9 protein-coding genes and 1 tRNA gene are annotated in these 15,006 nt (G+C 45.9%); 5 read left to right on the plus strand and 5 right to left on the minus strand.

All coding sequences use genetic code 11. The features are described 5' to 3' along the window. Positions 1 to 17: 17 nt before the first annotated feature. From ACRD67_RS15615 to ACRD67_RS15625, 3 genes are all read left to right on the plus strand, one after another. Entirely contained in the window at positions 18 to 818 is an 801-nt protein-coding gene (locus ACRD67_RS15615) for a universal stress protein (RefSeq protein ID WP_430968157.1), read from the plus strand. A 370-nt stretch (positions 819 to 1,188) separates the two neighbouring features. After that, positions 1,189 to 3,282 carry a phosphate acetyltransferase gene (gene pta / locus ACRD67_RS15620; protein WP_430968158.1) on the plus strand — a complete coding sequence of 698 codons (2,094 nt, stop codon included), beginning with the start codon at positions 1,189 to 1,191 and terminating at the stop codon, positions 3,280 to 3,282. A gap of 3 nt (positions 3,283 to 3,285) precedes the next feature. After that, complete coding sequence (locus tag ACRD67_RS15625) at positions 3,286 to 4,473, plus strand: acetate/propionate family kinase (protein ID WP_430968159.1); 1,188 nt, start codon at positions 3,286 to 3,288, stop codon at positions 4,471 to 4,473. A 231-nt stretch (positions 4,474 to 4,704) separates the two neighbouring features. On the opposite strand, the gene ACRD67_RS15630 is transcribed toward ACRD67_RS15625, so the two are convergent. Beyond that, positions 4,705 to 4,778: transfer RNA gene (locus tag ACRD67_RS15630), tRNA-Ala, on the minus strand. Between the two features lie 138 nt (positions 4,779 to 4,916). On the opposite strand from ACRD67_RS15630, the gene ACRD67_RS15635 reads away from it, so the two are divergent. Further along, positions 4,917 to 5,627 (plus strand): SDR family oxidoreductase, encoded by a 711-nt coding sequence (locus tag ACRD67_RS15635; protein WP_430968160.1) that lies wholly within the window; start codon positions 4,917 to 4,919, stop codon positions 5,625 to 5,627. Positions 5,628 to 5,629: 2 nt separating this feature from the next. Here the strand turns inward: ACRD67_RS15635 and ACRD67_RS15640 are convergent, their stop codons facing one another. From ACRD67_RS15640 to ACRD67_RS15655, 4 genes are all read right to left on the minus strand, one after another. Beyond that, positions 5,630 to 8,377 carry a PD-(D/E)XK nuclease family protein gene (locus ACRD67_RS15640; protein WP_430968161.1) on the minus strand — a complete coding sequence of 916 codons (2,748 nt, stop codon included), beginning with the start codon at positions 8,375 to 8,377 and terminating at the stop codon, positions 5,630 to 5,632. 67 nt (positions 8,378 to 8,444) lie between these two features. Next, positions 8,445 to 9,818, minus strand: coding sequence for an OmpA family protein (locus tag ACRD67_RS15645; RefSeq protein ID WP_430968162.1), 1,374 nt, complete (start codon positions 9,816 to 9,818; stop codon positions 8,445 to 8,447). Between the two features lie 113 nt (positions 9,819 to 9,931). Next, complete coding sequence (gene kbl / locus ACRD67_RS15650; protein WP_430968163.1) at positions 9,932 to 11,125, minus strand: glycine C-acetyltransferase; 1,194 nt, start codon at positions 11,123 to 11,125, stop codon at positions 9,932 to 9,934. Positions 11,126 to 11,140: 15 nt separating this feature from the next. Next, complete coding sequence (locus ACRD67_RS15655; RefSeq protein ID WP_430968164.1) at positions 11,141 to 14,251, minus strand: UvrD-helicase domain-containing protein; 3,111 nt, start codon at positions 14,249 to 14,251, stop codon at positions 11,141 to 11,143. A gap of 119 nt (positions 14,252 to 14,370) precedes the next feature. On the opposite strand from ACRD67_RS15655, the gene ACRD67_RS15660 reads away from it, so the two are divergent. Further along, positions 14,371 to 14,979 (plus strand): superoxide dismutase, encoded by a 609-nt coding sequence (locus tag ACRD67_RS15660; RefSeq protein WP_430968165.1) that lies wholly within the window; start codon positions 14,371 to 14,373, stop codon positions 14,977 to 14,979. Positions 14,980 to 15,006 lie beyond the last annotated feature (27 nt).

The following is a 15,006-nucleotide window of genomic DNA, read 5'->3' on the forward strand; positions in this document are numbered from 1 at the left end:
AACCATAAAACTTCACTATGAAAAATATTCTGGTTCCCATCGGTACGTCGTCCTCGGCGCACGAAACCTTGCAATACGCGGTAGATTTTGCATCCCAGTTTGCATCCCAAATTTATGTAATGGATGTTTTCAGTGTAATGGCCAGAGCGGGCGGCCTGACCAATATCGAGGAAAAAGCCACCAAAAGTAGCAAGGACCGTTTAAAAGAGGTCATTGGCAAGATAGATGCCAAAAAGGTGGATGTTAAAATTGCCACCTATAACGGAGATCTTGTAGATGGCCTAAATGAAATCGATAAGGAACTAGGGATCGATCTAATTATTATTGCCCCCAGAAGCAATGACATACAAGAAGAGCTTTATTTGGGAAATACATCGGGAAGAATAGTGAAGCAGACCGATATTCCCACCTTGATCGTTCCCAAGGGAACCGCGTTTAAGCCTTATAAGACCATTTTAACGGCCTTTAAATCCGGCGTGTTGAAGCGCAAGCGAATATTGAATCCGCTGATTTACATACAAGATAAATTTAAGTCGCAAATCAATCTTTTATTGGTAAAGACCCCTGGCTATTCCGATGAGGACCTAAAAGTGAATACGGCCCTGATGGACATCAGTTCACAACTCACCATTACCGAAAATCCCACTACGTATTTGGGTGTGCTCGAAAATTTTCAGGCGCAGCATCCCGACCTGCTCTGCGTCTTTAGGCGAAAAAGAGGGTTCTTCAAAAAATTATGGGAAAAGAACACCATTCCAAAGTCTGAATTTTTCGCCCCCATTCCAGTGTTGATATTATGTATCCAAAAGAAGGATTAAATGCTTTAAAAAAGTCCCAGACAGCTTAGGGGGCTTTTTTCTTCTAAAAAAACCTTGGTCGACATGATCGATCAGCCTATTTCCGGAGATTATTAATGGAAATGAACCGGTTGCTTTATGTATTTTTGGATATCATACAAACGCATACTTTTTTTGATAGTTTGTCTTAAGCCCCTTAACTAGTAAACAATCGGACAGGGAAGAATCCACTCAAGGATCAAGAAGCTTCCAGGAAGCATACTTTATGCTTTGTTTGTTATGTTACGCATATATTTTGCCTTATTTTGTATCGCAAACGCAGGGCGGAGAGGCCAGGTCCAAACGCAGTGTTGTAAGTAGATATAATCGTTCAAAAACATACCCTTTTAAAATGACCAAATCCCTGTACATCGCTACCTTGGAATCCCATAGCGGTAAGTCCTTGATGGTTATAGGGCTAATGCAGTTGTTGCTTGGTAAAATGGCCAAGGTAGGCTACTTCAGACCCGTTATAGATGATGTAGAAGACCATCGTATCGATAATCATATCGAAACGGTTATTACCCATTTTGACCTGGATATCGAGCCCCAAGACGCCTATGCGCTTACCCAAAGTCAGGTCGTAGATCTTTTCAACGACGGACGGCAGGGCGACATTTTGGACCGTATCATCGCCAAGTATAAGAAGTTGGAGGAGCAGTTCGATTTTATCCTGGTGGAAGGCAGTGATTTCTCCAGTGCGGGCAGTATTATCGAATTTGACCTGAACATAGACATCGCCAAAAATTTGGGAATCCCGGTGGTTTTAGTGGATAATGCCAAAGGCAAGACCCTGGACGAGTTCTGCGGAAATCTTGAATCTGCGGTAAACACCTATACACAAAAGGGAATCGAAGTTCTCGGGGCAGTGGCCAATAAAGTAAGGCCAGAAAACCTAGCGCTTGTTTGTGAGCGGCTGGGGAAAGAACTTCAGGGGGAAACACTGGTGTACGCGATTCCCAGGATCAAAGCGCTGTCCCATCCTACCCTTAATGAGATCCTAGCGGCCTTAAAGGGCAAAGTGTTGTTCGGGGAGGAAAACCTGAATAACCAGACCGGCAGTTTTGGTGTTGGCGCCATGCAACTGCACAACTACCTGACCCATCTAAGGGAAAACAGCCTAGTCATTACCCCAGGGGACCGGGCCGATATTATTTTGGGGGCTTTACAGGCCAACCTATCGGATAACTACCCGAGCATTTCCGGTATTTTACTGACCGGGGGACTGCTTCCGGAACCTTCCATTCTTAAATTGTTGGAAGGCTTTAAGAGCAATGTTCCCATTATTTCGGTGCCGCAAGGAACTTTTGATGCGGCGAACGCCGTTGGAAATATCAAATCGAAAATCTACGCGGAATCCAAACAAAAAATCACTACGTCCATATCACTTTTTAACACCCATGTGGACGGTGAACCTTTATTAGAGCGATTGATGACCTTTCAATCCAAGGGGACCACGCCGCGAATGTTCCAATATAACCTGGTACAACGGGCCAGGCGAAGTAAGAAACATATTGTGCTCCCCGAGGGTGCAGACCCAAGGATCATAGAAGCAGCCTGTGAGCTAAGTACTTTGGACATTGTAGATATTACCTTGTTGGGAAATCCGGAACAAATCGAAAAGAGAGCGATGCAGTTGGGGGAGGACATTTCCCAGCTAACTGTCTTGAACCCGGTACAGTCCGATGTTTTCGAGGACTATTCCAATACCTTTTACGAATTGCGAAAACACAAGGGGGTAAATATGGATATGGCGCGCGATATGATGCAGGACGTATCCTATTTTGGCACCATGATGGTATACAAAGGAGATGCCGATGGGATGGTATCCGGGGCGATACATACTACCCAGCATACCATAAGACCTGCCCTTCAATTTATAAAGACCAAAGCGGACACTTCTGTGGTGTCCTCCGTGTTTTTTATGTGCTTGGAGGACAGGGTTTCCGTTTTTGGGGATTGTGCCATAAACCCCAATCCCACTGCGGAGCAGTTAGCAGAAATAGCGATGTCCTCGGCGATTTCGGCCGAGGCCTTTGGTATAGAGGCCAAAATAGCCATGTTGTCCTACTCCTCCGGAAGCTCGGGCAAGGGGGAAGATGTGGATAAGGTGCGGAAAGCTACCGTACTGGTAAAGAACAAACGCCCGGACTTACAGATAGAAGGTCCCATCCAGTACGATGCTGCGGTGGATCCCCTGGTGGGCAAAAGCAAACTCCCTGATTCTGAAGTCGCGGGACAGGCCTCGGTTCTTATTTTTCCAGACCTGAACACGGGAAACAATACCTATAAGGCCGTGCAACGGGAGACGGGAGCCCTTGCCATAGGACCTATGTTACAGGGGCTAAATAAACCGGTAAATGATTTAAGCAGAGGATGCACCGTGGACGACGTGTTCAATACGGTGGTCGTAACCGCCATACAGGCACAAGACAACCAAAAATAAGGTATGAAAATCCTAGTCATCAACTCAGGGAGTTCTTCCATCAAGTTCCAGGTAATTGAGATGCCCCAAAGAGAAACACTTTGCAAGGGGTTGGTTGAACGCTTGGGCCTGGAGAACGGGAATATGCACTACGAAAGTAAAGGCCAATCCGTGCACAGGCCAGAAAATTTTAAGGACCATGCCGCAGGATTGAAAGCGGTCATAGCACTGCTTACCCATCCGGAGATCGGGGTTTTGAAAAGCCGTGAAGAGATCGATGTTGTGGGGCATCGTGTGGTGCATGGAGGGGATGCCTTTGATGCTCCTGTGAGGGTAAGCCCCAATGTCCTTAGAACCATCAAAAGGCTTGCGTCCCTGGCACCTTTGCACAACCCAGCTAATGCCATTGGCATAGAAACAGCAATGGAACTGTTCCCAAAAGCGATTCAGGTCGCTGTTTTTGATACCGCTTTCCATCAAACCATTCCCCAAAAGGCCTATACGTATGCCATACCCAAGGACCTAACTGAAAAGCACAATATAAGGGTCTACGGATTCCATGGAACCAGCCATAAATATGTTTCCGAACAGGCGATGGCAATTCTAAATGGGACTACCTCCAGGATTATTAGTATCCATCTAGGCAATGGCTGCAGCATTACGGCAATAAAAGAAGGGAAAAGCGTGGACCATTCCCTGGGATTTGGACCTTCCAACGGGCTCATCATGGGTACGCGAAGCGGGGATATCGATCAATCGGTTATTTTCTTTCTAATGGATACTTTCGGGTTTTCTTCCAAGGAGGTGGGTCAAATGCTTCAAAAACAGAGCGGTCTTATGGGACTCACGGGTTTTTCCGATTTAAGGGATATCCAAAAGGGTGCTGATGCGGGGAACAAGGATTGCCAGTTGGCCATGGCCATGACTGCTTATCGGATCAAAAAGTACATCGGTAGTTATGTAGCCGCACTCAATGGCTTGGATGCCCTGATCTTTACGGCGGGTATAGGGGAAAACTCCCATATGTTGCGTAGCATGGTCTGCAAGGATATGGATGCTTTGGGCATTGCGATCGATCCGATCAAAAACCGTGAAAGGTCAGCGGGCATTCGGGAAATTCAGAAAGACCCCTCAGGGGTGAAAGTGCTTGTGATCCCCACCAATGAGGAATTGGAGATTGCGAAGCAGAGCCATACCCTTTTATCGATATGAAGGGTAATTCATGTAGTTTGAAATGTAAACCAAAAAAGCCCTCAATTTCTTGAAGGCCCTTGTTTACTTGGTGGAGAATACCGGAGTAACTGCATTGCTCCTGACCATATCCAGTCCTGCAAATACAATTGGCCGTGGCTGGTGTCACGGGCGATTAAAACACGAAAGCCACCCAAATAAATTCGGTGGCTTTTCTTTGTTTTAAAGCGCAATCCCAATTGCGCTTGATCGTGGAGAATACCGGAGTCGAACCGGTGACCTCTTGCCTGCCAGGCAAGCGCTCTAGCCAGCTGAGCTAATCCCCCAGCTTTGAAGGCCCAAAGGAAATACTTTTTTGACAAAGTATCAAAATTCAGCCCCATTTTCTTTTAAGAAAAGAATAACGCTTTCCTCTTTTACATATGAAGGGAAGGCTTTAATTTCACCAAAAACAGTACAGGATTATGGATTTAAAAAACAAAGTAGCTTACATTACCGGAGGCTCAAAAGGGATAGGATACGGGGTTGCGAAAGCGCTGCTCGAAGCAGGGATGCGGGTCGCCATAAGTGGCCGAGACCTGGAAACGGTAACACAGGCTGCCCAGGCATTGGGCGATAGCACACGGGTGCTACCTATAGCCTCGGATGTTGCTCAACTTGCGCAGGAAGTGGCAGCGGTGAAACAAATCGTGGATACCTGGGGACAATTGGACGTGGTGTTGGCCAATGCCGGAGTGGGTCATTTTGCTCCGGTGGACGAGCTTTCCGAGACCCAGTGGCACGAGATGATCAATGTGAACCTCAACGGGGTCTTTCATACGCTAAAGGCTTCGGTAGCGGCCTTGAAGGCATCCAAGGGCTACTATATGACCTTGGCGAGTTTGGCCGGGACCAACTTTTTTGCTTCTGGCGCCGGATACAACGCTACCAAGTTTGGTGTTGTGGGTTTTTCCCAGGCGGCTATGTTAGATCTTAGGCAGTACGATATCAAAGTGAGTACGTTGATGCCGGGTTCGGTGGCCAGCCATTTTAACCACAACGAACCTTCGGACAAGGATGCCTGGAAAATACAGCCCGAGGATATTGGCCAAGTGGTGCTGGATCTGCTAAAAATGCATCCCCGCACCTTGCCCAGTAAAGTGGAAATAAGACCCAGCCGACCGGATAAAAAATAGGGCTAGACCTCTTTTTGCACAAAGGGAACTTTGGGGTCACAAATTTCCAAGATCAGTTTTTTTAGGTGGTCCTGGAACTGCTGTAAGATGTCCTTGTCAATTGTGGTGTTCTTGCTTCTGCTGCCTTTGGCCGCTTTGGTAGCAAACCGCAACAAGCCCGCGCTGAGGTTCTTGAAGGAAATGATTCCGGCCTCCAGGCTATTTACCGGATGTTTGTTGGCATATAGGAATGCATAACATAGAAGTTGAAAGGCCTTGCTCTGATCGTAATCCGTAATGATCTTCTCCCAGTCTACCACTTCTACCTGACCAGACGTGGCCTTTCCGGTCTTGTAGTCTATGATACGCAAGACCCCGTTCATCTCATCTACCCTATCGAGTTTCCCCCGGATAAAAACGGCAAAGTCAATTTCGGGAAGGGTAAACTGCATCTCTAAACTTTCTTCCAGGCCTAAAATCCGTATATGGTGTTTTTTTGCTTCCTCAATTTCCCGATCAAGGAAATTTTCCACATAGCGGACCGCCACCCGGAAGGCGATGAGGTTTTTGCCGCGACCGATATCCCCATCCGTATAAGAACTTGTAAAATGGTGCCTGACCAACTTTTCTATGCCCGGTTTCAAGTTGGTTAAGCCAGCCTCTGTGAGCGTAGTCCCCACTAAAGGGCGGTAAAGGTCTTCGAGCGTATTGTGAATAATGGTGCCGAAGGTATTGGCCGCTACAATCTCCTCTACCTCCAGAGGATCCTCTATTTTAAGGATGTTTTGCTTATAAAAGTCAATAGGGTTCCTGATGTAGTTCGATAGGGATGTTGGGGAAAATCCTCGTCCCGCGAGCTTTTGGATCTGTGCCATTAAGTCCACGTCCTTGATAACGGTCTCCAAGCTGGGTACGATAGGGCTTATCTCCGGGGATGCGATAAGTTCGGTGATATCCCCAGGGCGATTCCCGTCTGTTAACAATTGGGTGATCAATCTGCTCTTTTCACCACCCTCCAGCACATCAGGTTCCGTATTGTACAGGAGATATATGTTTTTGGCTCGTTGCAATAGTCTGTAAAAATGATAGGTGTATACGGCATCCTTGTCTTTGTAGGTGGGCAGACCAAAAGCCAGCTTAACATCAAATGGAATAAACGAGTTGTTGGACTTCCCCGAAGGAAGGATGCCCTCGTTTACCGAGGTGAGTATCACCGTTTCAAAATCGAGGTTCCTACTCTCCAGCATACCCATGAGCTGCAAACCTTGTAAGGGCTCCCCCCTAAAATCAAGTGTTTCTGCGGATAGTAGCTCTACATAGAGACTGTGGAGCGACTTTAGGTCGTTTACAAAGGAGTGGGCAGCCACCCATTCCTTCAATTGGTTGAAAAGGGTGTAGAAACGATAGAGGTATTCCAGCTCCAGTGGTTGCCCGGTTTGCTGGAACTTGGATTTGAGCACTTCAATGATATACAGACATTTGTCCAGGAGCAGGCCTGGAGGCGGCACCCCCTCAAAGAGCAATTCTTCTAACGGAGAGGCCCCAAGGGCCAGGGAAGCTATTTTTTCCCTGTTGATATACGACCAATTCCTAAGCTTTATCGTTTCACTCAAATAGGAGGCGGTATTTTCTTTTTCCCCGGTGAGCAGCACTTGGCAATAGGGATGTGATAAAAAGGACAACATATCCCTGTAAAACCACCCCTGAGGGCTCTTATGGTCGTACAGATCAAAAAAAAGTGAAAACAAACCTGCCATAGGGGTTTTGTACAGCGGATACCCCATAGTAATATTCACCCCCTCCAAGGTTTGGGGAATAGCATTCATAAGCGGGTTCAAAAGAGTTTCATCTGCCAAAACGACCGCCGTATTTTTTAAACTGCTTGGGTTTTTTGATTTTAGGTGGTTCAGCAAGTTCCCAACGTACTTGGCTTGGGAAACCAGCTTGGGCACCCCAATGATTTGTATATTTTTTTGGGAAAGGTAGGTTTCTTTTACGCCTCTAAGTGGGTGATCTTTTAGATAGGCCCAACTGCTTTTGTGTTTTCTGATGAAGTGACCGGCATCGTGTATGGGATCGTTTATAAAGTAAGGGTCGCTGTCCCAGTAGATGGTGGCATCGGATGCGGATAGCATGTGCTGAATGATTGTGGTTTCTGCCGTGTTCAAGGCGTTGAACCCGACGAAAACGTGCCTTTTGTCCCGGGTACGACCCATATAGCCCTCCAACTGTTTGCAGGCCTGTCTGTATACAAGCCCTTGATGGCCTACTCCTTTCTGAAGCAAGGCAGTGTTGAAGGTGGTGTACAATGCTTCCAACTGATTCCAAAAGCGGAGGTAGTTCCGCATCATTTGAGTCTTTTCGGCATGTGGGCCCCAATGCTCCATCTCCCGGATGGAGGCGAGGTTCGAAAAAATGCTTTCGGCGTCTATCAGATACCGATCAATCTCATTAAAATCCTGCAACAAGGTCTGCGCCCATTTGGAGAAGTCATGGAAATTGTCGTGCTCTCCCGTTATTGTTTTTAAGTAGGACGTGTAAAGCTCAAAAAGTTGTTGGGTATGTGTGGCGTACGTAAGTCCGGACAGTTTTTCCACAAAGGCTTCAATGCTGTATATTTCCGGTGAAAACAAAGTCCGTTTAGCCGAACGGGCAATACAGTTCCTTAGAAAGATGCCAGCACGCTTGCTTGGAAGTACAAAAACAAAACGATCTAGCGAATCGGTTTGACTGCATTCTTCCTCGATGACCTCTTCCAAAAAACTTCGCATGTCCAAAAATAAAAAAAGCCCCGCTAAGGCGGAGCTTTTTTAAAGTATTTTGGTAGGGTTTACCCGATTACTTGATCAAGTTGATTTCTACCCTTCTGTTTTGCGTTCTACCAGCTCTTGTGTTGTTGGTAGCGATAGGCTTGTCCTCACCATATCCTACGGCGGTCAATCTACTTGCACCTATTCCCTTGTCGATCAAGAAATCCCGAACTGCGTTGGCTCTGGATTCTGAAAGCGTCTGGTTCAATTTCTGGCTACCTACACTATCTGTGTGCCCTTCTACCGTAAACTTGGAGTTAGGGTACTCGTTCAAGATTTGGATGATATCAACCATTACAGAAGTAGACTCTGCTTTGATAGAAGACCTTCCTGTATCGAACAAGATAGTTCTTGCGTAATCGTTCAATTGCTTCTGAACTTCCTCGGTTACTTCAGGACAACCGTTGTTGGCTACAGTACCGGCAACATCAGGACATTGATCATCTTTATCCAAAACGCTGTCACCATCTTTATCTGGCCATGGGCATCCTTTGTTTTCTGCAGGACCTGCTTCGTTAGGACACTCATCATCCTTGTCAGCAACGCCGTCACCGTCAGCATCAGGACATCCGGCCAAAGCGGCAAGACCTGCTTCGTTTGGACAAGCATCGTCCTTATCGGCAATACCATCGCCATCAGCATCAGGACAACCGTTCATTTCTTTGGAACCAGCTTGGTTAGGACAATCGTCCTTGCCATCCTCAATACCATCACCGTCTGAATCAGGACAACCGTTGAAGGCTTCCAAACCGGCAACTTCTGGACAAGCATCATCCCTGTCGTAGATACCGTCACCATCCGTGTCGGTTCCACCGAATCTGATGTTAAGTCCGGCCAAGTGCTGGAAATGTTTTACCAAGTAATCCTCGAAAGCGTGCTTGTAGGAAGACTGAATGGTAAAACCGATGTTATCGGTAAACCAGTAGTTTAGCCCAATACCTCCATTAATAGTACCGGCACCAATTTCATCTACCCAGGTATATCCACCGCCAATTTCAACGAAAGGATCCAATTTGGTGTTTTTAAGAAAATTATATTTGACTGTTCCGTCAACTGCATAGTGGGACAAATCATCAACTCGGACATCGCCAAGGTTTTCAATTCTATTTAATGAACCTCTTACCCCAACCGAGAATCCATCCGAAAGGTAACGGGATACGGAAACGTAAGAAATAGAGGGTAGAATGTTCCAGTGGTCATTTGCGTTAAAGAATTCACTGCCGAAGCTACCCGTCTGAAATCCAAAATTGGTTAGGGCATCATCATCGCCAGTGGGGAAAACGTCAATTGCGTTCACACCAAAACCGATCTGCCAAGGGTTGTTCTCGTCTTGCGCTTGTAGGTTGTTCATACCAACAGCTACAATAAGGATGACAACCAATAATTTGCTAAGTTGTTTCATGTTCAAAATTTTAAGTTTAAGTGTTTATTAGACGCAAATGTAAGTTGTTAAAAATTATTAACAAAATCAATTTCTCATTTTTTTTTGCGCATTTCATATGTAAAAAAAGGCATTTAAACGACATTTAGAGCCTTTCCCACAGTTGTAAATGCTTTGATGGCCTGATCAAGATGCTCTGTTTCATGGGCGGCGGAGAGCTGTACCCGTATTCGGGCCTTTCCTTTGGGCACTACCGGGAAGAAGAAACCGATAACATAGATTCCTTTTTCCAGCAGCATATCGGCCATTTGCTGGGATAATTTTGCATCGTACAGCATTACAGGAACTATCGCAGAATCTCCGTCTATGATATCGAAACCTGCTGCCTTCATCCCTTTTTTGAAGTAACGGGTGTTCCAATCCAATTTGTCCCTTAAGGCGGTATCACGGTCCAACATTTCAAAGACCTTGATCGAGGCCCCTACGATAGCCGGGGCCAGGGAATTCGAAAACAGATAGGGCCTTGAACGCTGCCGGAGCAGTTCTATAATCTCTTTTTTCCCCGTAGTATATCCACCCATGGCACCTCCAAGGGCTTTTCCCAAGGTCCCTGTAATGATATCGATCCGGCCCAGCACACCTTTTTCCTCCAGTGTACCCCTTCCTGTTTCCCCGATAAAGCCGGTAGCATGGCACTCGTCTATCATGACCAGCGCATCGTATTGCTCGGCAAGGTCACAGATCTGGTCCAAGGGCGCCAAAAGTCCGTCCATGGAAAACACCCCATCGGTCACAATAATTTTAAACCGGGCCTTGTCCTGATCGGCCTGTTTTAGTTGGCGCTCCAAGTCTGCCATATCACTGTTGGCGTAACGGTACCGCATCGCTTTGCACAGCCTTACCCCATCAATAATGGAGGCGTGGTTGAGGGAGTCCGATATAATGGCATCCTCCGGGCCCAGCAATGGTTCAAAAACACCTCCGTTGGCATCAAAGGCGGCGGCATATAATATGGTATCCTCCGTACCGTAGAAATCCGCGATTTTTTGCTCCAAGGTTTTATGGATATCCTGTGTGCCACAGATAAAGCGTACGGAAGACATTCCGAAACCGTGCGAATCCAAGGTGTCCTTAGCTGCTTGTATCACCTCCGGGTGCGATGAAAGTCCCAAATAGTTATTGGCGCAAAAGTTGATTACTTCCTGTCCCGTGGAAATTTTTATTACCGCGCCCTGTGCGGAGGTAATAATACGCTCCTTTTTGAACAGGCCCGCTTCTTCTATGTCCTGTAACTCCTTTTGCAAATGCTGTTTTATCTTTCCGTACATAATACCCCTTGATTTTTAAATGAATTCTGGAACTATAGTGTCGTTAATATATACGATGATCAAATTTTCGATGGCATACCCCATAGCTTTCAGCGCATCGCCATATTGGTGCAACTGCTGCCCATAGGAACTGTTCCGCTCTCCCGTTTTATAATCTATGACCGTAGCGATATCTTGCTGTATCATCACCCTATCCGGTCGCAAAATTAATCCATTTTTAGTTATAATGTCCTGCTCATTTTTGATTACGTTCCCTTCTTGATAATACACCTTGAGTTGTGGATGATCAATCACCTGGAGCACTTTGGATTTCAGAACATCCAGTTCGTCGGCCGTAATATCCCCATTTTGAAGGAAATGCTCAAAGGCAGGGCCAATATCCTTTTTGGTTTCAATTTGACCCAGCAGGGCATGCATGAGGTTGCCCTGGGAAAGCGCCTGTTCCCGCTGGGTATCCCAAAGCAGCCCAGCTTTTGAAAGAATATTGAAACTTGGCCGGTCCTTAAAGGAATAGGAGTAGGGAATGTTTTTCTTTTGGGCACCGGCTGTGTGCGGGCCCGGATTTTCATTCAAAACACCGAACGCATAGGTTTTCTTTTGACCCTCCCAATGTTTTATGTCCTGAAGGTAATGAATGAACAGGCCGGAATAATACCGCGTATTGGGCTGCCCGCTCCTATCCAAGTGTTCCTCAGAAATAATGAACAAGGCCTTTTTTGCCCTTGTAAGTGCCACATATAATATATTGAAGGCATCCAGTTCCAATTTATGCTGCTCCTCATGGAATAGTTCCCCGACCTTTTCACCATACCCAATGACCTCTTGTTTTTTGTTGATGAGTACTTCTTTGAAGCCGGCAAAAAAATCGCTTCGTACAGGCACCCAAAGTTTGGGCGCTATCTCTTCGTAGATGAACGAATTGGCGAAAGGAAAAATAACAACCGGAAATTCGAGCCCCTTGGCCTTGTGTATGGTCATTATTTGGACCGCATCAATGTTTTGTGGGGCCACAATGCTCAGGCTGTCTTTTTTCTTATCCCAATAACTCAAAAAAAGTTGCAGGCCTGTCCCCTCTTTTTGCTCCACTTCCAGTACCGTATCCATAAGATAGGTGAGGTAGGCATCGGAACCTTCCCCCAATTGAAATAGTTTAATCGCATATTCCAAACCGTCATAGACCGCAGACCTTTTTAAATAGTCCAGATCAAAACCATACTCACCTAGGAGCATCTCCCGAAGGTTTCCAAGATGCTGCTGTATGAACGTATGTCCTTGCCCGTCTTTTTCGGCCAGAAAATAAAGGATGGCATAGGCCGTTGCCCGATCTTTGGGTTGATCACAGTACTTGAGAAGGTTGATTAAAAATTTGATTTTTGGACTGCTCAGCAGCAATAAGGTTTCCGAGGATATTAAGGGAATACCCTCATGGGCCAACGCAGCTGCCAACAAAATACCGTGTTTGCGTTTCCGGGTAAGAATGCATATGTCCTTATAGGCATACCCTTTGGCCCGTACTTCCTGAATTGTCTTCAATACTTCATGGGCATAGGACTCGTCCAAGGCATTTTCTTTTTTTTCGAGAAAGGTGAGCTGCACCAAGCCACCCTCGGAGGTATTGAATTTTTGCTGGTTGCCCTCCAGGAACATCCTATTGTAGATTTCATTGTTCAAAAAGGGGCTCGTTCTGGAAAAAAAATCGTTGTTGAATTCAACAATTTCCCTTGAACTTCTATAGTTGGTAGGCAAGGATGCCAATTTGGGAGGGATTACAAAGGGATTTATATATAGGTTTATGAGGTTCAAGAACTGCTCTGCCTTGCCGCCCCTCCATCTGTAAATGGCCTGTTTGGCATCGCCAACAAGGAGCAAGGAGCCCTTTTGCCCTTGTTCGTTTTCACTTTCCAGTGCATTACTGATCAAAGGAATGAGGTTTTTCCATTGCATTTCGGAAGTATCCTGGAACTCATCTATAAAGTAATGTCTGTATTTTTCTCCCAGTCGTTCATAGATGAAGGGCGCGGGTTGATTTCGAATTTCATTGGAGATTATGGTGTTAAAGGAAGAGATGGGTAACTGGTTCCGCTCCTTTATCAAGGTGTTCACCTCTTGTTGAATAGCGTTCAGCACAGTTAAGGGCAGCACGTTCTGATAGCTGTTTTTGAGAAACGCCCTATGGTACAACTGCTCCTTTACACTTAGATATAGGTCCAGAATTTTTGGGGTAATTTGATCAGAAGGTAGTGATACTCCAGACTTTAGGATATTGCCCTCCCGAAGATTCTGCTCCAGTTTATTGTTATAAAGTTTCGCAGGATCAAATTCCCTGGCGATAATTTTCTTGAAATGGTTGGGCAGGGTCTCGCGAGGGAAGTCGTCCGCTTCCAGGCCGTGTTCCTGAATAATGTCGAGCACTGCCTTGCACTTTTCAACCGCCTTTTCCCCGGCCTGGTTCATTTTGGCCAAAAGGATTTTCTTCAAAGCTGCAAAATCCGTAAGTCCCTTATTGTCCATTGCCTTTACATGTGGCACGTGGTTTTCATTAAATAAGAGCTTGCCAATTTTGATCAGATCCGGGGTTGGATCCCAACTTTTGTCCTCGGCTATTTTTTCCAAGGCAAAATCTATCAACAATTTGGTCAGTTGCACATCGGTACCCGCTCTGTGAACGAGACGCGCTACGGCTTCGTCCAACAATAGATCGGTATCCAGGACCACTTCAAAATTTTGTGGGAGTTTTAGGTCTTTTGCAAAAGTGCGCAACAACCTATGGGTAAACTTGTCAATCGTTGAAACATCAAAGAAGGCGTAGTTGTGCAAGATTTCCTTCAAAAGCCCTTTGGCCCTTTCTTGTAAGGTTTTGGGGTCGGTTTGCAGTTCTTTGCAAATCATCTGGAACATATCCTTGCTCCCTTGGGGTGTGGGATCTTGTCCAAACTCGAACAAACTGGTAAGGATGCGTTGCTTCATTTCGTTTACCGCTTTATTGGTAAACGTAATGGCCAAAATTTTTCGAAAACTTTTGTTGGAGGGCGAGGCCAGGACAATTTTCAGATAAGCCGAAACCAGGGTGAATGTCTTTCCCGAACCCGCTGAGGCATCATATATTTTGAAAGCAGCTTCCTGCACCTATTTTTCTTTGCAAAATAAGCATTCCGGGAGAGTTCTTATCAATTTAATAGTGGAATTTAGTCCATAAAACCGTAATTTTGGGAAACAGGAAAAATTAACGTAAAAACAAATAGATCATGGCTTTTGAACTACCTAGATTACCCTATGCGTACGATGCATTGGAACCTCATATTGATGCGAGAACAATGGAGATTCATCATACCAAACACCATAATGGATATACCACAAAATTAAATGGCGCCATTGAAGGAACGGATTTGGCAAACCAATCGATCGAGGCTATTTTGCAAGATTTGGATATGTCCAATGGCGCAGTGCGCAACAATGGGGGAGGCTTTTTTAACCACGCCCTTTTTTGGGAAGTAATGTCACCCAACGGTGGCGGAAGCCCCACTGGAGAATTGGCCGATGCAATCAACACCGCTTTTGGTTCCTTCGAGGGTTTTAAGGATGCTTTTTCCAAGGCGGCAGCAACAAGATTTGGCTCCGGATGGGCTTGGTTGTGTGTGCACAAAGGAGGTGCTGTAGAGGTATGCTCTACAGCCAACCAGGACAATTCACTAATGCCGGGCATCGGTTGTGGTGGCCACCCAATTTTAGGCCTGGATGTTTGGGAACACGCCTATTACCTAAACTATCAAAATAGGCGTCCTGACTATATCAGTGCCTTCTTTAATGTTATCAATTGGGAGAAAGTCAGCGAAAATTACGCTGCGAACAAATAGGATTTTAAATCAGATTTTGAAAAGCCA

This window comes from Eudoraea algarum (genome assembly GCF_050589645.1).
GTDB lineage: Bacteria > Bacteroidota > Bacteroidia > Flavobacteriales > Flavobacteriaceae > JBNGOQ01.

What these genes read in the sequence shown, in the direction of transcription:
- ACRD67_RS15615 (WP_430968157.1), top strand. Translation starts at nt 18, where the DNA reads ATGAAAAATATTCTGGTTCCCATCGGTACGTCGTCCTCGGCGCACGAA.
- pta (WP_430968158.1), top strand. Translation starts at nt 1,189, where the DNA reads ATGACCAAATCCCTGTACATCGCTACCTTGGAATCCCATAGCGGTAAG.
- ACRD67_RS15625 (WP_430968159.1), top strand. Translation starts at nt 3,286, where the DNA reads ATGAAAATCCTAGTCATCAACTCAGGGAGTTCTTCCATCAAGTTCCAG.
- ACRD67_RS15635 (WP_430968160.1), top strand. Translation starts at nt 4,917, where the DNA reads ATGGATTTAAAAAACAAAGTAGCTTACATTACCGGAGGCTCAAAAGGG.
- ACRD67_RS15640 (WP_430968161.1), bottom strand. Translation starts at nt 8,377, where the DNA reads ATGCGAAGTTTTTTGGAAGAGGTCATCGAGGAAGAATGCAGTCAAACC.
- ACRD67_RS15645 (WP_430968162.1), bottom strand. Translation starts at nt 9,818, where the DNA reads ATGAAACAACTTAGCAAATTATTGGTTGTCATCCTTATTGTAGCTGTT.
- kbl (WP_430968163.1), bottom strand. Translation starts at nt 11,125, where the DNA reads ATGTACGGAAAGATAAAACAGCATTTGCAAAAGGAGTTACAGGACATA.
- ACRD67_RS15660 (WP_430968165.1), top strand. Translation starts at nt 14,371, where the DNA reads ATGGCTTTTGAACTACCTAGATTACCCTATGCGTACGATGCATTGGAA.